Raw genomic sequence first — 25,446 nt, 5'->3', positions numbered from 1 at the left:
ATACATTTTTTTAGGCTAAAGAAAAGCGATTCCCCCTGGAATGGGAGAGATTTTTTCAGCTGTTTTAAAAGAAAAAGAAAAACAGCATTAAATAGACCCATAAAAGATCCAGAAAATGCCAAAATGTAGCTCCCAGTTCAATTCCGAGCATATCATCTGAACTGTATTTGCCTTGACGTTGTCTTACCAAAACCACAATTAAAGAAATCATACCTGCGATGACGTGCAGAATGTGCACTGTTGCAATTAAGAAGATATAAGACATGGTAATGTTGCTCGTAGGGCCTGTAAAATAATACCCCTGAGCAATTATTTCATTAAAACCTGAAAATTGCAGAATAATAAAAATGACCCCTAATAGCAGAGTTCCGAACAACCAATTAGATGCCGCTTTCTGAGCATTACTTCTAACCAGCTGTTTAGCTTTGATATAGGTTAGACTACTCAGAATAATAACCGCCGTACTGTAGAAAAAGGCAGTGGGCAACTGGAAGTCGTTTAGCCAGTCTTCCCTGGCACTACTCACAATAAAGGCACTGGTCCACCCTGCAAAGCCCATCAGCAGACTAACGATCCCAAACCACAGCATCATCTTTTTTGCCCTGGCATTTTTCTCCTTTTGAGTCCCCTGTGTTAAATCCATATTTGCGAAATATATTTATCTGCCACGTAAACTACCTGCATTAGGCTGATGTAGATTACACTTGCCAGCATCAGTTTTCTGGCAGTAGCATTGTTTCTTTTTTCAAATAGCAACATGGCAAAAACCAGCATGGCCATGCCCATTAAAAAGATGATAATTCCTCCGGCAAGAGAAAGCTGAAGGCGGCCTGTAATTCCAAGAACCGGTATTACAGAAATGATAATCATCCAGACCGTATACATAATAATCTGTACAACGGTACCTTTATCTTTTTTCCCGGTGGGCAACATTTTAAAGCCTGCCTTTTTATAGTCCTCATCGAGCATCCAGGCCAAAGCCCAGAAATGAGGGAATTGCCAGAAAAACTGAATCATAAAAAGGGTGCCCGGTTCTATTCCGAAATCATTTGTAGCCGCAACCCATCCCAACATAAAAGGAATAGCACCCGGAATGGCGCCAACAAAAACAGATAGAGGGGTAACGGTTTTCAATGGAGTATAAACACTTGTATATAAAAAGATGGCAATGGCCCCGAACATGGCTGTTTTGGGATTCAGAAGGTAGAGAATGCCAATTCCCAAAAGGGTCATAATCACTGCTATGGTTAGCGCAGTTGCGGAAGACATTCTCCCGGAAGGAACAGGTCGGTTAGCCGTCCTGGACATCAGGGCATCCAGATCTTTCTCTATCACCTGATTATAGGCATTGGACGCCCCTACCATACAGTATCCCCCGATTGCCAGCATTAAAACTGAAGTCCATTCAATTTGATAGGCACCCAAAAAATATCCGGCAATTGAGGAAAACACCACACTGAGGGCGAGCCTTGCTTTGGTGATCTCTTTAAAGTCAGAAAATATCAATGTCCAGGAATATGTATTTAAGGTGCCGACCGCCGACTTCATCTTCAAAATTATAAGGGTGCAAAGATACGGCCCGCGGTATATTTTTGCAACGAATTGATACTGTTTATGCTAAGTTTAGGAATTGTTTAAAGTCACTTCTTCATTTCAGTTTAAGCAGTTAGCAGCAGTTTTTAAATTTTCCCTGGCATTTCAATTTCCGACAGCTGGTCAAGAGAGGTGCCTGGGATAAAATTAAATCGTCGAAAAACGAAAGAAAACAAATACATTTTGAATAAAAATCCTCAGGTGTTACCACAAAAAAACCCCGTCTTTTCAGACGGGGTTTTATTATTTTTTTAGAAAAGCTTATTGCAATTTGAATACAATCGGAATACTGAAAGGAACCCGTACGGCTCTTCCCCTTTGTTTACCCGGAGTCATTTTGGGCAACTTCTGGATAATTCTCAAGGCTTCAGCTTCAAGATTTTTATCCGGACCTCGGTAACGGATATTTCCGATGCTTCCGTCTTTCTGTATGGTAAACATTACGCTTACTCTTCCCTGCACTCCCATTTCCTGTGCGATTTCGGGATAACGGAAATTCTTAATGATGTGCTTTTGCATCATTTCATTAAAACAAGCTCTTTTATCACTTGCTCCCTCACAACCTGGGAAAACAGGTACATCTTCAATTACTGCAAAAGGAACATCCACGTCAATATCATCCTCCTCTACTTCTACATCTTCCACTTCGATAATCTCTTCTTCCTGACTGGTCTCTGTTGACTCAATTACAGTTTCCTCTACCTCTTCTTCGTCTTCTACCACTTCGATGACCTCTGGAGCGGCTGGTGGTGGTGGTGGCGGAGGTGTTTTAATCTGTTCCGTCATTGGAACTTCTTCATCCAAAGCATCCTCTACATTAAGGGAGATGTCATAGTCTGCAACCTTATCATAAGTTTTCCACTCAAAGGCGATAAATACCAACAGCATTACAACAAATAACCCAAGAACAAAATAGAGTGCACTATTCTTTCTTAAATCGGCTTTAGGATTCTTTTTAGGTTCCATATTTTTTGATTTAAACGTTTGCTAATTTAACTATTAATTTATAAAAACCGTAATTAATTTTCCCATTTTGATTCGGTTTTACCAGAAAATATCGCCCTCATCAGCAAAGTCCCCAATAGTGCGCCGGCTGAATTTGCCAGAACATCTGTGATTTCCCCACTTCTGTAAGTCGTAAAGGTACTCTGTAATACCTCAATTATTATACCATACACTATTAGTCCGCCTAAGAAAATCAGAGTTTTCTTAAAGTTGGCTATTGTACGCTGCTTCAAGGTCCTGTAAAAGAATATGCCCAAAACAGCTGCGATAAAATAAAAGGTGAAATGAACGATTTTATCTAGATAGGGAATCTCAAGATCCAGGGATGTGTCATCTTCAAAAGAAACCAGACTCAGGATTGTGATCCCAATCATCCATCCAATAAAACCAGTCCCGGCGACATAGCGTTTAAGCACCTACGAGTTCCTTATAGGCAACATCACTCATTAATTCTTCTAATTCAGCTTTATCGCTGAATTTAATTTTGATCATCCACCCTTCGCCGTAAGGATCGGAATTCACTTTTTCAGGCTCATCCTCAAGGGATTCATTAAAAGCAATGATCTCTCCACTTAAGGGAAGAAAAAGGTCGGATACCGTTTTAACAGCCTCCACGGTGCCAAAAACCTCTTCTTTTTCGAGGGTTTCGTCAAGCGTCTCTACTTCCACGTAGACGATATCTCCCAACTCTCCCTGGGCAAAATCGGTGATCCCAACAGTGGCGGTATCGCCCTCAATTCTGACCCATTCATGGTCTTTGGTATATTTTAACTCGGATGGAATGTTCATGTTTTTTGAATTAGTTACGTAGGCAAATGTAACGGATTCCGATAAGGTTTTCAAAAAACAATTTCTGGCTTAATTGCCAAAATTATATCGCAGGGTAAACCCTGTATTTATGGTGGTCTGAGGAAAGGCAGTTGAGACTGCAAATTGCGAGAAAGAATGATCGTAGAAGAAAAGCGCATTCAAACTCTTACTCAGCGCATAATCTGCCGTGAACTTAACCGACAAAAGATTTTGTCCCGAGGTAATCTGATTGTTGTCCAGATCCAGGTTTCGGATAATCGTGATATTATCTCTCAGGCTCACATCCGCCTTCAGGTTAAGATCGCCCTTTAGCCTTTGTTTTTCGCCCCCAATGTTAGTGACAAAGGTGACATCCTTAAAGCGGTATCCCAAACCTATGGTATATTCCTTCCCGTTGATCTCTGTAAGCAGATTATTGTCAAAACTCAGGGACAAGGTACGATCGGCCCTTACCTCAGCCACCACACTCATCGAATTCTTCATTTCAAAATCTACCCGCATCAAAGGATTGAACTGGTCTGTCAGAACTACGTTGTTGATAATATTCTCAGGAAGTAAGTCCTGGTTCTCCGGATCAATCTGTCCGTTCTGACGCTCCAAATTGGTCTGGAAATTATTGATGCTGTAGGCTGCCCGGTATCCGTGACTGAGAGAAAATCTTTTGAACTTTTTCTTAAACCACTTGTTCCGCATCAAGCCGGTGTATTTTATATTCCAGTTGGGAATGGGGATGTCTCTGAAAGCATCCAGATTCACCCTATTTACATCCTGACCTGTATAAGCCGCAAAGAAGGCAGGAAGCAATACGTCCTGGCTCGTATTTCCGTACCGGATTGGAAAACCATTTCCGTCAACACCTTCGTCTGCCCCTCCCCGATCTGATAGGATTCGATTTGCGATAACAATACGATTCTCCTTAAACGTCTCAAAATTATCAGAGGTAAACTCATCACTTTTGGAAAAGAAAGTCCCCAACATCATTGTAGAGATACTGAAATTGCCAAAAGTATTTGGCGTCTGAACAATATACTCTCCATCCTCAACTTTAAAATTTTCCTGCAAGCTGCTCGAAAACTGACGATCGGCAACCAAGTCAATAGTAAGATCCTGAACAGGTTGCGCTGTAGCAGTTAAATTGAGTTGTTTGTTTGTCCTCTTTATAAATTGCTGATTGAATTCGGGAAAAACGGTTAGCCATCCATTTCTAGCCGCCTCAAAACGAACATCTGCCTGGCTCCCAAACACAAAGCCAAGGGTGGGCCTTGTTGTCCCGATAAAACCTATGGACTGTGTATATCCAGGTAAAACCTGACCATTATTCTCGTTGTAATTTACATTGAGGCGCTTCACCATGGTGATGATGTCTACGGCCGTATTCCAAAGACCGGATGTTTTTTTAGGGGCATTGGCTTCGGCTCCTGTAGGTAAATTACCTGCCTTATCCCTTCTCACCGGGCTCACTGTACCTTTACCTGTCACTTTTTTCAGCCCTACCTGATCGTAAAAACGCTGCATATTGAAAGTAGCCGTAAGATTGTGAGTATTCGCATTTTGGATGGTGTTGATATCCTCCCCGGTTACCTCCCTGATGGCATCACCCCCGCGTTGCCAGTCGAAATTACTGGTATAAGTGTATTGCGCATTGATAAAATCGAGTACAGGGATCTTGTTCAGCGGCAACTCATAATTCAACTGCATCTGCTGGGCATGGCGATTGGGTTCACCGATATCAAAAAATCCGTCCCAGACATTTAATTCCTGATTGATCAGAGAATTGGGGTTTCCTTCTTCTTCAAAATAATTTCTTACGATGTTGTTGTTTGAGGATGTCAGATTGAGTCGGAGCGACTTAGTAATACTGTAATTAAGGGCGTATTGCCAATTGAAAAGATAGTTTCGCTGTTGCAGCAGAGGAAGTTCCAATCGCTCAACGCCAGGCTCCAGAACATCGCGGAAGCGCTGCTGGTTAAATTGTCGATTAATGTCCGATTGAAGTGAAATACTCGTAGGCAGTAGATTGAAATTCAGATCCTTCAGCCACTTCCAGTAGTCGCCTGTAAACAGCGAGTCTTTTTTTGCAAACGGAGCAACTGATACCGGTTTAAAGTTGTGATTGTAAACAAACCCCGCTCTCACATTCTGATCCCTCAAACTGGCTACTTCAAAATCCCGATGTTCCGTTTCGTTATAGGAATAATTGAAGGTGAAATTTTCCACATCATAGAAATTCGCATCTGCGTCTTCTCCTCTGTTTTTTCGAACGCCGATAAAGTTTATGCTCGTCCTTTTGGTGTAATCCTCTGCCTGCTCCCGGATCTCGTCAGCCTCCTGGGCTGTGCCTGCAGTTGCGATTCGGTCTTCGAGCTTCAGGTCGTCGTAGACAGGGTCAAATTCCGGGGTGATCAATTGTTCGGATATTCCATAGTTGAATGGGATCTGCAAATTCCACTTTTGCGGGAGCAATTGCCCCAGTTCTACATTTGTCACCACGTCATACGATATTGCATCTTCCCGAGCCCTTTCATTGGGCATCTGATCAATGGCGCCAAAGCCTGATGTGCTTTTACTTCCGGTTGCAGAAACATTGGCAAAATCGGCCATGTTCCCATCAAAAGCTGCAATTGCTGCCCATCCGCCCTGGTTATCGAGCCCAGCCAATCTCAATTCGTTAAACCAGACTTCTCCTCTGGCAGGAGTATTGTCAATGTTCTTTACCCCAACCATCATGCTCCGGATACTTCCCAAAGAAGGATTTCCCCTGATTCCTATCCTGATTTGCCCAAGTGTCCTGGGGGCAAATTCGGGAACAATAGTGATCTCCCCATTCACAATTTCATAATAAGTGACATCACTAAGTGTCTGATCTGAGATCCCCTGGGATTTAACCCTTTTGAGATCATCCAGGGCAATGTCTAATTCATTCACTGCCGGCCAGATATCCTCTGCCGCACTGGCACCAAAAGAAGTAAATTGTAATGGCACTTCAATTTGATAGTAATTTTCTGAAAAGTCGGTTCCGATCCGCAAGAAACCTACTAAAGGAACATCGTCATCGAGATAGTCTGAATTTAGAAGCTTCTCAGCATGCATGAACATTTTTAATCGCTCGTACTGTCTTACATCTATGTTCACATTTTTAAATACCCCCCGGGAATCTTCAGGTTCAAGATTTTCAATCAAGAAAGATAAAGACTGTTCATTCTGCCTGATGATGGTGTTGTTGTTATTCAGCTGCTCCCTGATTACTCCCGGAGGAAGAACATAAGGAATAGGGATTCTTGAATTGTTCTCCTCTATGTTTACCGTATTTACATCAACAACTGTCGCGTCATCAGAGGGGTCGTCATTATCAGCCTCAAGACTTTTGGTATAGTTCCGCCAATCACCCCGAACCAGATCCAGAGTAGCAAACCTGAGCACTACATTATCCGTGAAGCCTGTGAGGTACATCCGCATAAAACTGATGGACCTGAAATCAGAGATCCCGCCTATGGCGTCGGTAAAATCGCTTAATGGGATCTTATACTGTATCCACCTCCGATTTAATTGAGTACCATTGGGCAGGTCCGGAGTAACTCCTTCTTTGATATCGGTTACGTAGAGATCGTTCACCGTGGTATTGGGTTTTATCTGAATGCGGTATTCATAATAACTGTTGATCGTGTTCATCGTCAGGTCGCGATCTATGTCTTCCACATCCGGGAGCGTTGTTGACCCTCGGTTGGTATTGGTAACGGTTACAGGCGAATTTCCATCTACGTTATTAAAGTCGAAATAACGCTCCAGGATATTTCCCTCCCGGTTGAGGTAATATTGATAGTTGTCTAAAGCGGGATCCTCTGCCGGACCATTATAGCCCTGTGCAGCCTCTTCATTATCGGGTAAACCGTCAAATCCAAGATCCTGTAATCCCCTGTTCGTTTCATCGGCATCAAATGCGTAGACCAGTGATTGGGTAGCCGGAACCCTTCCCCAGATCGTGTTGGTGGTAAGGTCGTTGCTGTCTACTCCGGGAAGGCCATTCTCGTACTGCTTCCTGCCATCCGCAAGAATGTCTTCAGATATGTTTCCAAGGTTGATCACAAGTTCGCCGGTGCCAGTGGCTATACCGTCTACATAGGGATCCATCACCCAGAATTGTACGAATTCGACATTCGACTGTTCAAAATTTGTACTACTCAGGGAACGCATGATTCCACCCCATTTTTCGGTAGGCAGTTCGGAGCCAAAATCAGGATTTGCATTATAGGGTCCTTTTTGAGAAGGATAATAGGCAATATCGAGAGTGTTCTGAACTGTGGTCTGTCCCTGGGCAATATCAATCTGAGGGAAAACCTCGTCAATAAATACCCTTCGAGTTTCATTGGTAGATAAGTCATTATCTGATATCCCCGTAGGTCTCTGATTCGTGAAGAAGATCGGGTCAATGGTATACCAGGCCATTTTAGCACGTTCGTATCCTACTTCGAGATCTGACTCTCCTTCATCCAGGAACTCAAGAGGCGTACTTGCCAGGGACCAGCCCAAAGAGGAACGAATGTCTATCAGTGCCTGAGCACCTTCAAAATCGTCCAGATATGTGGTAGTCTCTCCGCGGAAATCGGCGTTCTTTGGTGAATTTGGGATAAGATAGGCCACTTCTCCCCTAAGTGAAATATTCGAGGGCACATCCGTATCGATATTGGGTAACTTATTAGCCAGTCTGGTGAGAAAAGGAACCTCGGTTGAGAAGTTACCATTGAGGCCGAAGATGGTATTGTTTACCGGTTCTATCCCGTAATTCGATTTTTGCGTCAGCGGGCGCTCGTTTAAGTTGAGTAAAGTTCCCCCGAGCACAAAATTCTCATTGAACTGGTGTTCTATATTTACGCCTGTGAATCTTCGGGTTTGCTGTCCGAAAACCGCATTGTTCTCTACAGAAATATTGATAGGCGTGTTGGAGGCCTGCAAGCTAGGATCAAGTATTTGAACGGTTCCTGCCTGGTAGTTTACGGTATAGTCGATTCCTTCCTGCAATTGTCTCCCTCCTGCAGTGACACGTACGGATCCTCTGGGAACGTTGAATGCTCCAATCGGGATACCATTACTGCCCTCTGATTTATAACGCCCTTTAAGCCTGAATCTGTTTTTCTCTGCATCCTGCAGAGATGCTGCCTTTGTATTGGCATACATATTCCTGAAGACATACTTCTGTTGATTCACGTTGTATCCCTGATCATTATCCACCTCGTATGTTCCTCCGCCGAGGAGGTCAAAAAGGTATTCCCCAAAGGGTTCAACTTTTGTAAAAATGATCTGTCCGCCCTGGGTATTGACCGTAATCCCGGGAACAAAATCAAAGAAGCCGTCACCTCCGGGCTGCACATCCCTGTATACGTTAAGTCGGTCCAGGTTAAATACATCCAGAAGTATCCTATCCTCAAGTGGCTTCGGGACTGAAGGCCATCCGGCATTGGGATCTACGGGAGTGATATAATTTCTGGGGGTAGGGTCAGAATACAGAATATTCAGTTTAAAATCTTCTTCACTTAGCTGAAAAGCCCCAGTGGCATAGATGTTTTTCATCATCAGATCCCAAATAGGATCGTTGACATTGGTGATGTTACTTTTTAATAATTTTAAAACCAGGGTGTTGTTTGTGATTTCCGGGGTTACTCCACCAGCCACGGTTGTTGCATCCAACCCGCCATTGGCAAATTCCCCTACCTGAAAAACCTCCCCATTAAAAGTATATTGAAAGGCCACGGCGAGAACTTCGTCATTGCTCAAACGTTGATTCAGGGAAATATATCCGAGCTGCGAGTTGAACTGATAGTCACGTGTAATTTCTAATTTCCTGGCATTCTCAAGGATGGCGTAATCAAATCCCTGATTGATTTGGTAACCCCCTGTAATATTAAATCCGTTGTCCACGGTGGCGATATCCCTGATTTCTGTGGTTAAGGCCCCGCCGTTGCCGATCAAAGCCGGATCAAAGTCATTTGCCCCGTTCCTGGGTAATTCAGGGTTTGTTGCTGAAATATTAAAAAATCCTGCAGGATCACCATTGGCTTGTCCAATTCTTGTTTTCTCCTCCAAAGCTTCTCCCAGATCCTGCAGAGCGACAACGTTTCTCACATTGAGCGTTTGCTGACTGCGGTTGGTGACCCATACTTCAAGTCGGGTAATCTGCACCTGACTACGAATAAAGGGGTAATTGGACAGGGCTTCATCATACTGATCCCTGAAATACTGGGCCAGAAAGAAGTGCCGGTCCTCGTCGTAGTCGAGGGCAGTGAGTTCAAAATCGTTAATCGTTCCCCCACCCTGTGCAACTACGGTATTATTTTGTGATCGTTGTTCGGAAAAAACAGCCGTAACCGTAGTTTTACCAAACTGCAGCTGGGTTTTAACCCCAAAAAGGCTTTGTGCACCGGTTACCAGGGAGCTGTTCAGGGGCATATTGACATTACCAACTTCAATTTTCTGGATGATATCATCTTCGGTTGGCGTATAATCGAGCTTTACCAAATTCTGAAAATCAAAGGTCGCTTCCGTATCGTAATTTGCCGTGACCTGTAGCCTTTCCCCTACTTTTCCCAACATGCTCAGGCTGATGCGCTGATCGAAATCGAAGGATAGGTTAGTCCTGTTCCTGGGCGAGAGGGCAGGATTGTCATTCTTTTGCCAGATGACTCCAAGATCCATGGCCACGGATCCCTGAGGAATAACTTCGATGGTATTACCCCCAAAAACCGATTCGAAGAAATTGCTATTGACATAGAAGTTCGGGAGCAAATTCCGCCGTGCCTCTTCGCTCCCTTCCTTCTTCCCGGAAAACGCATCTATCTTATCCTTGAAATAGGATTTGATACTCTCTTTTCGAATCAATTCGAGATACTGTTCGGGGGTAAGAATTACCGGATAATTGATATTGTATTCCCCGACGGTTTCAGTGTAAATATATCTGTCTAGTTGCGGATCGTAGATGTACTTGGAAACAATGCTGTCTGGGTTGGGCATCTTAATTTTACCAAGGGCCACCCCGGTCTGAACAGAGTCGGTGACTTGTTCTTCCGTTTCCTGAGACCAGGTAAGTCCGGTCCAAAAGAAAATGAAGGATAGGAAAAATAGCTTAAATGAAGATTTAAGTAACGTTTTTGCCCCTGTTTTCAAACTTTTTACAAATTTTTCAGCGCATGTTTGATAATGTTCTCTACGCTTAGTGAAGCATCCTGGCTTAAAACCTTCTCAACCGCCTTTTCGGCTTGCTTTCGTTGAAAGCCAAGAACCTCTAAAGCAGATAACGCTTCATCCTTCTTTGTATTGTTTGAATCCGGGTAAACTTCGTCCAGATCGTAAATTTTTAAAACTTTGTCTTTCAGGTCAAGGATAACCCTTTGAGCTGTCTTTGCTCCAATGCCCTTAATTGCCTGTATTGCCGGTACATCTCCTTTGGCGATAGCATCTCTTGTCTGATGGGGGGTCATTGAGGAAAGCATGGTCCTTGCCGTACTGGAACCAATACCTGAAACCGAGAGCAATAAACGGAATATTTCACGTTCTGAGGCCTCCATAAATCCAAAGAGGGTGTGTGAATCTTCTTTGATCTGCAAATGAGTAAAAAGCTGGACATTTTCTGTTTCGGGTAACTTCGAATAAGTATGGAGAGAAATATTGACAAAATACCCAATCCCGCCACAATCAATAACGACATGGGTAGGGTGTTTTTCAACCAATCTGCCCTTCAGATGAGTGATCATTCCTTAATTTTTTGATTAGATAGATTGTTGAATCTCAACTATTGTTCGCCTTTCTTTTGGCCTTTCTTCTTTTCTCCCTTTCCTGCGCGTCAATAACCGCCACCGCTGTGATGTTTACCATCTCTTCTACGCTGGCACCTAATTGCAGAATATGAACAGGTCGTTTTAAGCCCAGCATAATAGGGCCAATAGTATCTGCAGCGTGTAATTCCTTGAGTAACTTATAAGTGATATTCGCGGCTTCCAGGTTTGGAAAAATCAAAGTGTTGACTTTCTTTCCGGCTATCTTAGAGAAAGGGAACTGACTTTGATGTAAATCTTTATTCAGGGCAAAATCGGTTTGAATTTCACCGTCGACCACAAGTTCAGGATGGTTCTCATGCAGTATCCTAACGGCCTCTTTTACTTTCCTGGCATGCGGATGGTTTGATGATCCGAAATTGGAATAGGACAAGAGGGCCATCACCGGATTAAAACCAAAGGCTTTTGCAAGGTTAGCTGTCATAACTGAAATTTCAGCCAGTTCTTCTGCGGTTGGATCGATATTGATTGAAGTATCCGCCAGAAAAATAGGGCCCCGATTTGTAATCATGATGTGGACTGTAGCGGCTTTTGACACATTGGCCGCTCTACCTATAACCTCAAAAACCGGTTTTATAGAGGATGCATAGGATCTGGAATATCCGGAAATCATTCCATCGGCATCTCCTTCTAAGATCATCATCGACCCAAAATAATTTCTTTGACGCATTCTGCTTTTGGCGCTGTAGAGTGTGGCACCATTTCGCCTTCTGGCTTCAAAGTATTTCTGGGCGTAATGCATCCTTTTTTCGATCGAATTCTTTGTATGGTGATCAATAATAGGCACGTCTGCATCAAATTCCAGTTCCTTTTTTAGTTCCTGGATTACTTCTGCATTTCCCAGCAGGATGGGATGGGCAATACCCTCTTCATAGGCTATCTGAGCCGCTTTTAATACATCCAGCTGATCTGCCTCAACAAATACGATCTTTTTTGGGTTGCTCTTCGCCCGGTTCATCAAGAGTCGCATTACCTTATTGTCTTCACCGGAACGTTGCAACAATTCCTCTTTATACTTTTCCCAATCTGTGATCGGAAGCTTTGCCACTCCACTTTCAATAGCCGCTTTGGCCACTGCAGGCGGTATTTCGGAAATTAGTCGGGGATCAAAAGGCTTTGGGATGATGTATTCCTTACCAAAGGTCAATCTGGTTTCGCCATAGGCAATATTTACCTGTTCAGGTACGGGCTGCTTGGCCAGTTTGGCCAGGGCCTTTACGGCAGCCATCTTCATCTCTTCATTGATCTTGGTTGCCCGAACGTCTAATGCTCCCCTGAAAATAAAAGGAAATCCAAGCACATTATTCACCTGGTTGGGATGGTCAGACCTGCCCGTAGCCATAATTACATCATTCCTTGTTTTCACGGCAAGGTTATACTTGATCTCAGGATCGGGATTGGCCATCGCAAAAACGATAGGATTTTCTGCCATGGATTTTAGCATGGCGGGTGTCATTGTATCTGCGATTGAAAGACCAATAAAAACATCAGCATCTTTCAGGGCGTCCTTCAAGGTATGGAAATCACGGCCTGTAGCAAATTCTTGTTTTTCAGCAGTTAGTGATTCCCGGTCTTTACGAATTACTCCCTTGCTGTCTACCATGATAATATTGTCGGCCTTTGCCCCAAAAGCCTTGTACAGTCGGGTGCATGAAATTGCGGCAGCACCAGCCCCACTGATCACGATCCTCACGTCTCCGATCTTTTTCTCTGCGAGTTCAAGTGCATTGATCAAGGCAGCAGAGGAAATAATAGCCGTACCATGCTGATCGTCATGCATCACCGGAATGTTGAGCTCTTCTTTTAAACGACGCTCTATTTCAAAGGCTTCAGGAGCCTTGATATCTTCCAAATTGATTCCTCCAAAAGAGGGGGAGATGGTTTTAACTGTCTCAACGAACTTATCGATATCCTTGGTATCGAGCTCAATGTCAATTCCGTCTATGTCTGCAAATATTTTAAATAAAAGACATTTTCCCTCCATCACGGGTTTTGAAGCTTCCGGGCCAATATCCCCCAGTCCTAAAACTGCCGTACCATTAGAGACAACGGCCACAAGATTTCCCTTTGCCGTGTACTTGTAAACATTTTCGATGTCCCTGGCGATTTCCAGACAAGGCTCCGCTACACCCGGTGAATAAGCAAGGGCTAAATCTCTTTGCGAAGCATAGGGTTTGGTGGGGACAATCTTGATTTTACCCGGAGTAGGTTTTGCGTGGTAAATAAGTGCTTCCCGTTTTTTCTTGTCTTTGGCCATGTAGTCAATTTAAATTTCAAATTTAAGAGTATTTCCTTGGAAACGAACCTATCAGGGAATACAAAATCACAGCATCTTTATCGTGCAGAGATCGTATTGGAATTCATCCCGTCTGTCAATTTATCTTTTGCTTTTAGCCTCAGCTACATTAAGTCGCAAGGCCAATACTGCTGCAATCACAAAGAATACGCCGCCAAAAAGAATGGCGTTTACAGCACTGCCTCCCAACAAGTATTTATAAATTGGTCCAAAAGTTAAGGTTTCTATCCCCATGGGGATCACTATCATCATATTCAAAATCCCCATATAAACCCCTCGTCTTTCCTGAGGAACTACCTTTGAAACCATGGTATATGGAATACCCATCATCGCTGCCCAACCAATCCCAAATAAGACCATTGGAGCTAAAACAAGTATCATATTATTAATAAATGGAATTGAAAATAAGGCGATTGCTGTACCTACTAAACTAAAGGCATATACTTTCTTACTACCGTATTTAAGCGTTAACGGGACTAATCCCAAGGCTACCACCATAGTGACGATATTATATGTTAAACTCATTTGAGCCGATTGGGATGCAGCTTCAGAAATACCAAAACCCATTGTTTTCATAAATAATGGGGTTATATACTGCCAATACACAAATAGCGCATACCACTGAAAAAGATACACCAGGGAAAGCTTCCACATAAATTTTGGCATTTCTTTTATGGCATTAGCAATTTCATTAAAAGGCTGAGCCAATTTTTTTATAAAAGGTCTGTTTTTAGCTTCATTAATTTCTGCTAATTCTTCTTCTGATGGTGGTATTTCGGGAGTCTTTAAAACCGACCACAGAACTGTAGCCACGGACAAAATTCCTCCCAGGCTAAAAGAATAATACATCCAGGTGGGGATCACCCCGTCTTCAGAAACGGTTTCAGCCCCAAATAATTTTTGAAATAAAACTATTGAGCCCATCGCTAATAAGATACCCGCACCTACAAAAAGACTTTGCATCTGATAGCCTAAACTCAATTGCTTTTCCGGAAGCTTATCCCCAACAAAAGCCCTGTAAGGCTCCATGGCCATATTGTTTCCTACATCTAGGATCCACAGTAAACCGACGGCAAACCACAAAACCGGACTTGTAGGGAAAGCAAAGAGGCAGATACTACCAATTATTGCTCCTATCAAAAAGAAGGGTTTCCTCCTACCCCATTTAGGTGACCAGGTTTTATCTGATATTGCCCCAATAATGGGTTGAATTACCAATCCGGTAACCGGGCCGGCGATATTTAAAATAGGCAGCATATCTTCAGGTGCGCCCAAATAAAGAAATATGGGGTTGATAGCAGTTTGCTGTAATCCAAAACTGTATTGAATTCCTAAGAATCCAACGTTCATATTAAAGATCTGCCAAAAACTTAACTCCGGTTTACTAATTCTCATCGTGTTTCCTCTTTATGAATTAGAAGATTGAACTATTTTATTCCTCAAATAACAAGTTCTCAATATAGGGTTTTATCATTGTTCTTGTTAAGGTCTTGGTAGTAAAAATGAGCTTTTTAAAGCAAAATCGATGTAGTTGCCGTAGAATTATTTAAGAAATTCGATATTTCGTTTCAGTCCGGTAAACTTTGTTCGTTTTACCGCCGAACCACGAAAAACCTTCTTGAAAACCTCTTCGGTAATCTCTTCCCAATCTTTTCTGTTCATCTCTAAAATGTCAGGATGGGGATTAAAAAGAGGTTCAGCGTGTGCTTTTGAAAACCGGTTCCAGGGGCATACATCCTGACAAACGTCGCAACCAAAAATCCAGTCGTCCATCAACCCTTTAAAGGAAGTTGGAATTTCATTTTTAAGTTCAATCGTAAGGTAAGAGATACATTTGCTGCCATCTACTACGTAGGGTTGAATTATAGCTTCTGTAGGGCAGGCATCAATACACGCGGTACAACTTCCACAATGATCGGTAACGGGCGAGTCATAATCGAGTTCGAGGTCCACGATCAATTCTGCTATAAAATAGAATGAACCCACTTGCTGTGTTAGTAAGTTACTGTGTTTGCCAATCCAACCCAGTCCGCTTCTCGCAGCCCAGGCCTTGTCTAATACAGGCGCAGAATCTACAAAAGCCCTACCGTGGACATCACCAATCTCTTCCTCAATAAAGTTGAGCAGGTCTTTGAGTTTGGCTTTTATCACGTGGTGATAGTCCTTGCCATAAGCGTATTTTGAGACCTTTAAAGTGTCTTCTTTTTGTACAGCAGCGGGATAGTAATTGAGGATAAGAGAAATTACAGATTTCGAGCCTTCCACCAATTTTGTGGGATCGAGTCTTTTGTCGAAATGATTCTCCATATAGGCCATTTCCCCGTGCATACTTTCCTTAAGCCAACGTTCTAATCTCGGGGCTTCCTCTTCCAGGAATTCAGATTTTGAAATTCCGCAGGAGAGAAATCCAAGTCTTTTGGCTTCCTCCTTGATCAGGCGAGTATTTTTGCTTTGGGAACTCAAATATTATTGACGTTTTTCAAATCTTATGCTCACTGCCTTTGGTTTGAGCGAGATCAATGGAACCACCTCTACCTCGGGGTAAGGAGTAGAAATCTTGTACTTCTTTACAATTTCACTAATGGTTATAACCATTTCATACATGGCGAAATTGTTGCCTATACACATTCGGGGGCCGGCTCCAAAAGGATAATAATACGGTCCCATCTCTTTTTTCTTTTCTTTCTCGAATCGTTCCGGCTGAAAAGATTCCGGGGATTCCCAAAATGCCTTGTACCTGTGTAATTCGTAGACCGACATAAGGAGCATACTCCCTTTTTTAAAACGATATCCGGATATTTCGATGTCTTCTTTGGCCATTCGATCGATCACATAGACAGGCGGATACAATCTCATAGCCTCTTCGATGCACTGCTGTGTAAGATTAAATTTAGACAACCAGGACAGGTAATCATCGTGAGTGATCTCATTTGACGACACCTCTTCATAGACCTGTTCTTGTATTTCCGGATGTTTGGCCAGCAGAAAAAGAGCAAAACTCAGTGCATTGGCCGTGGTTTCATGTCCTGCGGTAAAAAGGATCAGCACTTCATCTATTAGCTGCTTTCTCTCCATATGAGTGCCGTCCTCATAGGTGGCATTGAGAAGCATATCGAGCAGATCGTCTTCTTCTCCTCCCCGGCGAACCCTATCCTCAATGAGTTCATTAAGCAAAACCCGACTGTCTTCCGAATAGTTGAGATGTTTTCTCAATTGTCCGCTCAGCTTAAACCACCAAACTAGGTAAGGTTGCCTCATTTCCCGGATCAACATTTTTTGATTGGTCTCTGTGATATGCTGGAGTTCCCGCATTTTCTCACGGATATCCGACTTACTGAACAGCGATTTTGCCACCACCTGAAACGCAAGGTCTCCCATTAAGGAAAAGATATCTTGCTCTTCATTTAGCCGGATTCGACCCAATTCTTCCTTAATAGCCTCGTGCATGGTAGAGATCAACCCGACCAGTTTTTTCTTGTGAAAAGCAGGCTGAATCATCCTGCGCTGTGTCTTCCAATGATCCCCTTCTGCTGTTAATAAGCCCTGTCCTATATATTTGGCCAGGTCTTTGGTTTGAAGAGTAGACTTTCTGAATTTTTTTTGCTGCTTTTGCAGCACTTGTTGAACAATTTCGGGATCGCGGGTGAAAACAATGGTTTGGTGAGGCCCGACTTTTACCCTGAAGGTGTCACCGTATTTCTGAAAATTTTCTGAGTGGAAGGGCAAAGGATTTGCCAGAATCCGCTTCCGATTCCTGATCACTTCCCATTGTGAAACCGTAGTGAGTTGTCGCATTTAAAAAAGTCCGGGCTGTGTGCCTCCTTTTATCCTGCCTAAATGCTGATACGCAAGTTCAGTGACTTCTCTCCCTCTCGGGGTCCTCATGACAAAGCCTTGCTGGATAAGAAAAGGCTCGTAAACTTCTTCAATAGTCTCTGCACTTTCAGAAACTGCAGTGGCCAGGGTGGAGATACCCACCGGACCTCCTTTAAATTTATCGATGATGGTCAATAGTATTTTGTTGTCCATCTCATCCAAGCCATGGGTATCTACGTTTAGTGCTTTAAGACCGTATCTAGAGATATTCATATCGATCTTTCCATTGCCTTTGATCTGTGCAAAATCGCGAATTCGCCTCAACAAGGCATTACAGATTCTGGGGGTTCCTCTGCTTCTCCCGGCGATCTCGATTGCTGCCTCGTGACTGATTGGAACTTTGAGGATTTCGGCGCTACGCTCAACGATGGTAGATAAGAGTTCAGTGCTGTAGTATTGCAATCGGCTTTGTATCCCGAACCGAGCTCGCATAGGAGCAGTCAATAATCCTGATCTCGTAGTTGCACCAATGAGGGTAAAGGGATGTAGATTGATTTGGACCGACCTCGCATTGGGCCCGGTTTCAATCATTATGTCGATCTTGTAATCCTCCATTGCCGAGTAGAGATACTCTTCAACGATAGGACTTAATCGGTGTATTTCGTCAATAAATAAAACATCGCGCTCTTCAAGATTGGTCAAAAGTCCGGCAAGATCTCCGGGCTTGTCCAATACGGGGCCCGATGTAACCTTAATCCCAACGCCAAGCTCATTAGCCAGGATATGAGCCAAAGTGGTTTTTCCCAGGCCGGGTGGCCCGTGAAACAGTGTATGATCGAGGGCTTCATCTCTCAAATTGGCAGCCTGTACAAAGATCTGTAAGTTCTCCAGAACCGATTCCTGCCCTGTAAAATCATCAAAAGTAACAGGCCTTAATGCACGTTCAATATCGAGCTCCTCCTGAGAGAAATTTTCGGCTGTGGGATCGAGATTCTCGTTCATAAAATCAAAGATAGTGAAAATCAATTCGGATATTCAGGCTAGAGAGAAGACAACATTTTATTAATTAATAAATCCTTATCATGACAAAAATCATCTTTTTCCATTATTTAAATCCTCTACTTTGCAATAGAAATTCAACCAATTAGATAAATTAGAATCCATGGGAACATTTGATTTAAAAAAGTACGGAATTGAAGTAGAAGAGATATACAGGAATAGTAGTGTTCCTGTACTATACGAATTAGGTTTACGCCAGGAAAAAGGTACTGCCATCTCGGATGTGGGTGCCCTTTTGGTCTATTCCGGAGAGAAAACGGGAAGGAGCCCAAAGGACAAGCGAATCGTAAGAAATCCTGATTCAGAAAATAATATCGACTGGGGTGCCATCAATATCGGTTTGGATGAACACACCTATATGGTCAACCGGGAAAGAGCTTTGGACTACTTAAATACGCGGCCAAGGATATACGTTGTTGACGCCTTCGCGGGTTGGGATCCCAAGTACCGCCTTAAAGTTAGAATTATTTGTACCCGGGCATATCACGCCTTATTTATGCAGAATATGCTGATCATGCCAACAGCAGATGAACTGGCTAATTTTGGCGAACCGGATTATGTGATCTTCAACGGTGGCGGATTCCCTGCAAACCGATACACTTCGGAAATGACCTCCAAAACCAGTGTTGACCTCAACCTGGAAGAAAAAGAAGTGGTCATCCTGGGAACACAGTACGCAGGAGAAATGAAAAAGGGGATTTTCTCCATTATGAATTATCTAATGCCTTTGGAAGAGGTACTCCCTATGCACTGCTCTGCTAATGTGGGCAATGCGGGCGATGTAACTATCCTCTTTGGACTTTCGGGAACCGGTAAAACCACTCTAAGTGCGGATCCAAAGCGAAAACTCATAGGGGACGACGAGCACTGCTGGACAGACGATGGCACTTTTAATATTGAAGGCGGATGCTATGCGAAAGCGATCAATCTTTCTGCAGATAATGAACCTGATATTTTTAATGCTATCCGATTTGGAACTGTGCTGGAGAACGTCGTTTACGACAAGGCAACCCGTGCGGTTGATTATACTGACACATCCATCACCCAGAACACCAGGGCATCGTATCCGATCGATTTTATCGAGAACGTGCAAATCCCATGTGTGGCAGGACACCCGGAAAATATCATCTTCCTTACCTGTGATGCTTTTGGTGTTTTACCTCCTGTGAGCAAACTCACTCCTGAACAAGCCAGTTATCACTTTATTTCAGGATATACGGCAAAGGTTGCGGGTACAGAAATGGGTGTTACCGAACCTCAGGCCACTTTTAGCGCCTGTTTTGGAGCAGCATTTATGATGTGGCATCCCAACAAGTACGCCGAACTCCTCGCGAAGAAAATTAAAGAGCACAAGGCCACAGCGTGGCTGGTAAATACGGGTTGGACCGGAGGTGCTCATGGAGTAGGGTCGAGAATTAAACTCAAGTATACAAGGGCCATGATTGACGCCATTCATCACAAGGAATTTGAGAACGTAAATTATTTGAAAGACGAAGAATTCGGCTTTATGATTCCGGAATCTTGTCCGGGAGTTCCTTCAGAAGTACTGATCCCCAAAAACACTTGGGAAGACAAAGCCAAGTACGACGAGGTAAAAGATAAGTTAGTCACCCTCTTTAATGAGAATTTCAAACAATTTGAAGAGAATGTAAATAGCGATATCGTGAATGCAGGACCTAAGAGTTCTATGTCTATGCAGTCATAAGGAACTAATCAACCCTTCTTTCAAGGTCCTCTTTCCGCTGTGGAAAGGGGACCTTATTTATTTCTTTTAAAAAGTTCTGCATTGTCTTTAAAAGTTAGCAGCTTAATTTCCGGTTCCCCGAAAAGATAGCATCTGGCCTTTTCTAAAAGACTTAGCTCTGCTTCTCCATTAACCAGAACCCTTGTATCGGAGGAACCTGCAAGGTTAGCTGTAAGTTGATCAGCCTCGAGGTCCTGGGCTCTTATTCGGGCATTGTCTTTGCTGCTCAATTTGAGCGTATTTGAGGTTCCTTCTATTAGTAAGAGAGCATTGTCCCTTATTTGAATTGAACTTGAGAAGGAGTTGATGTATACCTGAGCATCCGATTTGTGTTTTAATTGGAGGGACAGGCTATCGGCAGTAACATTAAAGTTGCCCTTACTATTATCTTTCATGTTTAGCTTGAGCTGTCCCACATCAGCGTCAACTTCTATTCGCGAAATCCCCTGGGTGTCGACAATTAGTTCTTCTGAACTGATCCTCTCCCCATCCGCAGTTGAAATTCTTCCCTCCAAGAGACTTATGGCGTTGAGTTGGGTATAAGACACTTCAATAGACAATTCTTTTTTTGCGGTGATTTGGTAAAACGAGGAGACTACCAGGACTCCATTCTCTACTTCAAACTTAAGGACATCAATAAGGTTGTCGTCGGCTGTGATTCGATACGATTCTTCGGGGGCCCTTCTCAATACAATGTCCAGATCATCTCTGATCTCTATGGATGAAAAGGGAGGAAGTGGTTTTATAACTTCTGTAAGCTCCCTGTTTCCCTTGATTTTCGGTTTGCGCTGTGCTTGTATCCCTATACTGTGACATAGAAAAAAAAGGGTAAGTATTCTGAGTGTCATTTTCATAAGAAGAAGAATTTTCGCTTTTTAATTCCTATTAAAGATATTACAAATTGTACAACCGGAACATCATCCGCTACAAATCAAAAAACCCATCCTATGAAGTTTCAAAGGATGGGTTTGATTTAATGCCTAAAAAGATCGTCAATGATGTAATTCCTCTTCATCTTCCTGGATAGGAACATCCTGTGGAACAAAATCCTGGTCTTTGATAATGTATTCCCCGTTAGGCAAGGTCTTACTGTAATCGTAGGCCCAGCGATGTACGTGAGGAATTTCACCTTCCCAGTTCCCGTGGATATGCTCTATAGGAGCGGTCCATTCGAGAGTATTGGATTTCCATGGATTCTGTTCAGTAGGTTTCCCGTAGAACATACTATGGATAAAATTGTAAAGGAATACCAATTGTGCAGCTCCGGCGATAAGGGCGAATACGGTAATCAGAATATTGACATCCGTAAGTTCGTCAAACATTGGGAACGCTGTATTTTGATAATACCTTCTCGGTACTCCGGCCATTCCGACGAAATGCATGGGGAAGAAAACTCCATAAGCACAGATAGCAGTTACCCAGAAATGCACGTACCCCAGATTTTTGTTCATCATGCGTTTATACATCTTAGGGAACCAGTGGTAGACTCCGGCAAATAGACCGTACAAGGCCGATATTCCCATCACGAGGTGAAAGTGGGCTACAACAAAATAGGTGTCGTGAACATTGATATCCAAAGTACTGTCTCCAAGGATAATACCTGTTAATCCTCCGGTAATGAAGGTAGATACCAAGCCTATGGAAAAGAGCATCGCAGGGTTGAGTTGCAGATTTCCTTTCCAAAGGGTAGTGATATAATTAAATGCCTTAACTGCTGATGGAATTGCAATAAGAAGGGTTGTAAACGTAAAGACGGATCCCAGGAAAGGATTCATTCCTGAAATAAACATATGGTGCCCCCAAACGATAGTAGAAAGGAAAGCGATGGCAAGGATTGATGCTACCATGGCCCTGTAACCAAAAATCGGTTTTCTGGCATTTGTAGACATTACTTCAGATGTAATCCCAAGTGCCGGTAAGAGTACGATATATACTTCCGGGTGTCCAAGGAACCAAAACAAGTGTTCGTAAAGTACCGGGGAACCTCCCTGGTAATGCAATACTTCTCCCTGAATAAAGATGTCTGACAGAAAGAATGACGTTCCAAAACTCCTATCCATGATCAGCAATAGAGCTGCTGATAATAGAACCGGGAAAGATACCACACCAATAATGGCAGTAACAAAAAATGCCCAGATCGTCAATGGAAGTCGGGTCATCGACATTCCCTTAGTCCTCAAATTGATTACTGTTACAATATAATTCAGTGATCCCAACAAGGAAGAAGCGATGAAAATGGCCATTGAAACTAACCAGAGGGTCATCCCCATCCCAGATCCCGGTTGTGCCATTGGCAAGGCACTAAGGGGAGGATAAATAGTCCATCCGGCTGCCGCAGGGCCCGCTTCAACAAAAAGGGAAATCACCATCACTACACTGGAAGTAAAAAACATCCAATAGGATAGCATATTCAAGAAGCCTGAAGCCATATCCCGAGCGCCAATCTGCAGCGGAATTAATAGGTTACTAAACGTACCACTGAGGCCTGCGGTTAATACAAAAAATACCATAATTGTACCGTGTATGGTAACGAGGGCGAGATAAACGTCAGCGTCCATTACCCCGTCAGGTGCCCACTTTCCGAGTAAAGCTTCAAATATCGGAAAAGATTCTCCCGGCCATGCCAATTGCATCCTGAACAGGAGCGACATGGCAATACCGATGATCCCCATGATCAAACCGGTTACCAGGTACTGTTTAGAGATCATTTTATGATCCTGACTAAAGATATATTTGGTAACAAAAGTTTCTTTGTGATGATGTCCATGATCGTGTGCGTGATCATCAACTGGTGCATGTGCTGTAGCAGACATAATCTAATTTAATTTTATATTAATTTTCTTTTCTAGCCTTAATTTTTAATTTAATTCATGGAAGCCATTAACTGCGAAAATGTTTGCTGACTTTCTATCCATGCATTGTATTCCTCTTCGGTCTCCACTATGATCTTCATCTGCATATTGTAATGCGATTTTCCACATATCTTGTTGCAAAGCAAGATATAGTCGAATTCCCATGGTTCCGAATTAGGTTCGCCTTTTTGTGCCCTTTCGGCCCTGATGGCGTTTGTCCTTTTTACTTTATCAACCACGTCAGGGTTCAGACGCATCTCCTCTGTTGTGATGGTAGGGGTGAACGAGAATTCCGTAATCATCCCCGGAACACAGTTCATCTGCGCTCTGAAGTGGGGCATGTAAGCAGAATGCAATACGTCCTGAGAACGAAATCTAAAGTTTACTTTTCGCCCAACGGGTAAGTGTAACTCCTTTACAATTACGTCATCGTTAGAATAAGGGTCTGATTCGTCTAAACCTAGGACATTTGCCCGGTTAATATCAATCATCCTGACGTTTGCGCCTCCCAGTACATTATCACCACCACCGTATCTGGCGGTCCAGTTAAATTGCTGAGCGTATAATTCTACAATAAGAGGGTCATCATCGTCATTGACGTCCATGATATTGGTCCATGTGTACAGCCCCCAGAGGATTAGTCCGGCCAAAACGACAACCGGAATAATGGTCCATATAAATTCCAGGCGGTCATTATCAGCATAGAAAAGGGCTTTCTTCCCTTTTTCTCCTTTGTACTTATACGAAAAGTAATGCAGCAATGCCTGTGTTACGGTTTGAACAAAAAAGATAATCACAAAGGACCAGAGCATCAAGCTGTCGTATTCTGAACCATGCTCTGAAGCCGCCTCGGGAAGTAACACCTTGGTGTATTTCCAGAAACTGAAAATCGTGATTGCGTAAATAAAGATCAAGAAGGCAAACATAAGGTACCCATTGTACTTATTGTCCTTATCATTCGCCACTTGAGAGGTCTCCGCTTTAATCTGGGACAATTCAAAGATCTTGGTCATCTGCCAGATCGCAATTGCCACTAGAATTAAAACAAGAATCGTAAGTAATGTCGTCATTATCTAAACTAATAAGTTTCTGTAATCATTAATAGTGAAAATGTCTGCTTTCCTCAATAAACGGATTTCTCTTGGGCTGCAAAGGCACTTTGGTAAGTGCTCTGAAAACCCAAAGAATAAATATCCCGGCAAAGAAACAAACTGCTCCAAACTCAGGTATGCCAATAGACCACTGATCTCCTACTGTTCCCGGCATAACCATGTTAAAGACATCTACATAGTGTCCTGCGAGGATCACGATACCCGCCATTACCACAAACCAGTTAATCCTCTTGTAATCGCTGTTCATTAAGAGGAGTAGCGGGAAAACAAAATTCATGGCAACCATTCCAAAGAAGGGCAAGTTATAATCCTCTATTCTGGTCACAAAATAGGTCACTTCCTCAGGAATATTGGCGTACCAGATCAACATAAACTGACTGAACCAAAGGTACGTCCAGAAAATGCTGAAACCAAACATGAATTTCGCCAAATCGTGGATATGGCTGTCATTCACATCGGGCAGATAGCCTTTAGATTTAAGGTAGATGGTAATTATAGCGATAACTGTGATCCCTGAAACCATCATTCCTGCAAATATATACCAGCCAAACAATGTACTAAACCAGTGTGGATCGATACTCATTATCCAATCCCATGACATCATCGATTCTGTAACCAGATAAAAAACCAGGAAGCCTGCTGCCCATCTGAAATTCTTTACAAAATTACGGTTGTCATCGGCTTCATCCTGAGCCAGGGACAACCTTCTCGACACTTCCCTGTACAGAATCCATCCGCCCAGAAAAATAGCGGCTCTTATCAGGAAAAAGGTGGGATCAAGATATCCTGCTTTTCCTTGCAACAATGCATCCTCTGCAACAACCTCAGAGTCCATCCATACAAACATATGATTGAAATGCATTACAGATAGGATCAAGAGTACAAACATTATAATACCTCCGGGAACCAGATATGCCGTAATGCCTTCCATGACTCTAAAGAGTAAGGGCGACCATCCTGCCTGTGCAGCACGCTGAATGGCGTAAAATGCCAGCACGCCCAGGGCGATCATAAAGAAGAAGAAAGCGGCCACATACACTGCAGACCAGGGTCTGTTTTGTAGTTGGTGCATCAGGTGTTCATCGTGAGCAGCATCATGACCGGAAGCAGCAGCATGACCTGCATCTTCTGCCGGGTGTTCACTTGCAGCCGCCGGATGCTCCCCTTCTTCTGCATGAGAATCTCCATGGCCGTCATCATGAGCCGCAACCATGTTCCTGGCTTCTTCCGGAGTAGAAGGAACAGTGACAAATCCAACACCCATCCCAACAACCCCGAGGGCCATAAGAACAATTGCTCCGATTTTTAATCTGTTAGAAAACGTATACATAGTTTA

At 43.1% G+C, this 25,446-nt stretch carries 17 protein-coding genes; 1 reads left to right on the top strand and 16 read right to left on the bottom strand.

All coding sequences use genetic code 11. The features are described 5' to 3' along the window. Positions 1-64: 64 nt before the first annotated feature. The 12 genes from EQY75_RS01340 to ruvB form a co-directional block, all read right to left on the bottom strand. Positions 65-643: a cytochrome c oxidase subunit 3 gene (locus EQY75_RS01340; protein WP_129602175.1), complete on the bottom strand. Its 579-nt coding sequence runs from the start codon at positions 641-643 to the stop codon at positions 65-67. Then, positions 634-1,548, bottom strand: coding sequence for a heme o synthase (gene cyoE / locus EQY75_RS01335; RefSeq protein ID WP_129602173.1), 915 nt, complete (start codon positions 1,546-1,548; stop codon positions 634-636). Before cyoE ends, EQY75_RS01340 begins: the two co-directional genes overlap by 10 nt. Positions 1,549-1,854: 306 nt before the next feature. Beyond that, positions 1,855-2,559 carry an energy transducer TonB gene (locus tag EQY75_RS01330; protein WP_129602171.1) on the bottom strand — a complete coding sequence of 235 codons (705 nt, stop codon included), beginning with the start codon at positions 2,557-2,559 and terminating at the stop codon, positions 1,855-1,857. Between the two features lie 53 nt (positions 2,560-2,612). Next, positions 2,613-3,014: a VanZ family protein gene (locus tag EQY75_RS01325; RefSeq protein ID WP_129602169.1), complete on the bottom strand. Its 402-nt coding sequence runs from the start codon at positions 3,012-3,014 to the stop codon at positions 2,613-2,615. Continuing rightward, complete coding sequence (gene gcvH / locus EQY75_RS01320; RefSeq protein WP_129602167.1) at positions 3,007-3,387, bottom strand: glycine cleavage system protein GcvH; 381 nt, start codon at positions 3,385-3,387, stop codon at positions 3,007-3,009. Before gcvH ends, EQY75_RS01325 begins: the two co-directional genes overlap by 8 nt. 69 nt (positions 3,388-3,456) lie before the next feature. Further along, positions 3,457-10,563, bottom strand: a complete 7,107-nt coding sequence (gene sov / locus EQY75_RS01315; protein ID WP_129602165.1) for a T9SS outer membrane translocon Sov/SprA — start codon at positions 10,561-10,563, stop codon at positions 3,457-3,459. 5 nt (positions 10,564-10,568) lie between these two features. Next, positions 10,569-11,150, bottom strand: a complete 582-nt coding sequence (ruvA, locus tag EQY75_RS01310) for a Holliday junction branch migration protein RuvA (protein ID WP_129602163.1) — start codon at positions 11,148-11,150, stop codon at positions 10,569-10,571. A gap of 34 nt (positions 11,151-11,184) precedes the next feature. Then, on the bottom strand, positions 11,185-13,488 hold the full coding sequence (locus EQY75_RS01305; protein ID WP_129602161.1) for an NADP-dependent malic enzyme: 2,304 nt from the start codon (positions 13,486-13,488) through the stop codon (positions 11,185-11,187). Between the two features lie 120 nt (positions 13,489-13,608). Next, positions 13,609-14,922, bottom strand: coding sequence for an MFS transporter (locus tag EQY75_RS01300; protein ID WP_129602159.1), 1,314 nt, complete (start codon positions 14,920-14,922; stop codon positions 13,609-13,611). A gap of 147 nt (positions 14,923-15,069) precedes the next feature. Beyond that, positions 15,070-15,990: a tRNA epoxyqueuosine(34) reductase QueG gene (queG, locus tag EQY75_RS01295; RefSeq protein WP_129602157.1), complete on the bottom strand. Its 921-nt coding sequence runs from the start codon at positions 15,988-15,990 to the stop codon at positions 15,070-15,072. 3 nt (positions 15,991-15,993) lie between these two features. Next, a complete protein-coding gene (locus tag EQY75_RS01290; protein ID WP_129602156.1) occupies positions 15,994-17,322 on the bottom strand; it encodes a cytochrome P450 in 1,329 nt (442 codons plus the stop codon). Continuing rightward, on the bottom strand, positions 17,323-18,345 hold the full coding sequence (ruvB, locus tag EQY75_RS01285; protein ID WP_129602154.1) for a Holliday junction branch migration DNA helicase RuvB: 1,023 nt from the start codon (positions 18,343-18,345) through the stop codon (positions 17,323-17,325). It abuts the gene before it with no gap. Between the two features lie 160 nt (positions 18,346-18,505). Between ruvB and pckA the strand changes: the two genes are divergently transcribed. Continuing rightward, the gene (gene pckA, locus EQY75_RS01280) at positions 18,506-20,107 is read left to right on the top strand and encodes a phosphoenolpyruvate carboxykinase (ATP) (RefSeq protein WP_129602152.1); all 1,602 of its coding nucleotides are present in this window, start codon (positions 18,506-18,508) and stop codon (positions 20,105-20,107) included. A 53-nt stretch (positions 20,108-20,160) separates the two neighbouring features. On the opposite strand, the gene EQY75_RS01275 is transcribed toward pckA, so the two are convergent. From EQY75_RS01275 to EQY75_RS01260, 4 genes are all read right to left on the bottom strand, one after another. Beyond that, complete coding sequence (locus EQY75_RS01275; RefSeq protein ID WP_129602150.1) at positions 20,161-21,000, bottom strand: GIN domain-containing protein; 840 nt, start codon at positions 20,998-21,000, stop codon at positions 20,161-20,163. A 138-nt stretch (positions 21,001-21,138) separates the two neighbouring features. Beyond that, the gene (locus EQY75_RS01270) at positions 21,139-22,959 is read right to left on the bottom strand and encodes a cytochrome c oxidase subunit I (RefSeq protein WP_129602148.1); all 1,821 of its coding nucleotides are present in this window, start codon (positions 22,957-22,959) and stop codon (positions 21,139-21,141) included. A gap of 50 nt (positions 22,960-23,009) precedes the next feature. Further along, the gene (locus EQY75_RS01265) at positions 23,010-24,068 is read right to left on the bottom strand and encodes a cytochrome c oxidase subunit II (protein ID WP_129602146.1); all 1,059 of its coding nucleotides are present in this window, start codon (positions 24,066-24,068) and stop codon (positions 23,010-23,012) included. A gap of 28 nt (positions 24,069-24,096) precedes the next feature. After that, on the bottom strand, positions 24,097-25,440 hold the full coding sequence (locus EQY75_RS01260; RefSeq protein ID WP_129602144.1) for a quinol:cytochrome C oxidoreductase: 1,344 nt from the start codon (positions 25,438-25,440) through the stop codon (positions 24,097-24,099). Positions 25,441-25,446 lie beyond the last annotated feature (6 nt).

The organism is Muriicola soli, from assembly GCF_004139715.1.
Taxonomy (GTDB): domain Bacteria; phylum Bacteroidota; class Bacteroidia; order Flavobacteriales; family Flavobacteriaceae; genus Muriicola; species Muriicola soli.
The sequence above is the reverse complement of the archived record's forward strand: the minus strand, read 5'-3'. Positions and strand labels throughout refer to the sequence as shown.

Excerpts from the sequence above, each read along its gene's own strand:
- EQY75_RS01305 (WP_129602161.1), bottom strand. The coding sequence starts at position 13,488 with ATGGCCAAAGACAAGAAAAAACGGGAAGCACTTATTTACCACGCAAAA.
- pckA (WP_129602152.1), top strand. The coding sequence starts at position 18,506 with ATGGGAACATTTGATTTAAAAAAGTACGGAATTGAAGTAGAAGAGATA.
- cyoE (WP_129602173.1), bottom strand. The coding sequence starts at position 1,548 with ATGAAGTCGGCGGTCGGCACCTTAAATACATATTCCTGGACATTGATA.
- EQY75_RS01270 (WP_129602148.1), bottom strand. The coding sequence starts at position 22,959 with ATGTCTGCTACAGCACATGCACCAGTTGATGATCACGCACACGATCAT.
- EQY75_RS01330 (WP_129602171.1), bottom strand. The coding sequence starts at position 2,559 with ATGGAACCTAAAAAGAATCCTAAAGCCGATTTAAGAAAGAATAGTGCA.
- EQY75_RS01290 (WP_129602156.1), bottom strand. The coding sequence starts at position 17,322 with ATGCGACAACTCACTACGGTTTCACAATGGGAAGTGATCAGGAATCGG.
- EQY75_RS01275 (WP_129602150.1), bottom strand. The coding sequence starts at position 21,000 with ATGAAAATGACACTCAGAATACTTACCCTTTTTTTTCTATGTCACAGT.
- EQY75_RS01340 (WP_129602175.1), bottom strand. The coding sequence starts at position 643 with ATGGATTTAACACAGGGGACTCAAAAGGAGAAAAATGCCAGGGCAAAA.
- ruvA (WP_129602163.1), bottom strand. The coding sequence starts at position 11,150 with ATGATCACTCATCTGAAGGGCAGATTGGTTGAAAAACACCCTACCCAT.
- gcvH (WP_129602167.1), bottom strand. The coding sequence starts at position 3,387 with ATGAACATTCCATCCGAGTTAAAATATACCAAAGACCATGAATGGGTC.
- EQY75_RS01265 (WP_129602146.1), bottom strand. The coding sequence starts at position 24,068 with ATGACGACATTACTTACGATTCTTGTTTTAATTCTAGTGGCAATTGCG.
- EQY75_RS01300 (WP_129602159.1), bottom strand. The coding sequence starts at position 14,922 with ATGAGAATTAGTAAACCGGAGTTAAGTTTTTGGCAGATCTTTAATATG.
- EQY75_RS01260 (WP_129602144.1), bottom strand. The coding sequence starts at position 25,440 with ATGTATACGTTTTCTAACAGATTAAAAATCGGAGCAATTGTTCTTATG.
- ruvB (WP_129602154.1), bottom strand. The coding sequence starts at position 18,345 with ATGAACGAGAATCTCGATCCCACAGCCGAAAATTTCTCTCAGGAGGAG.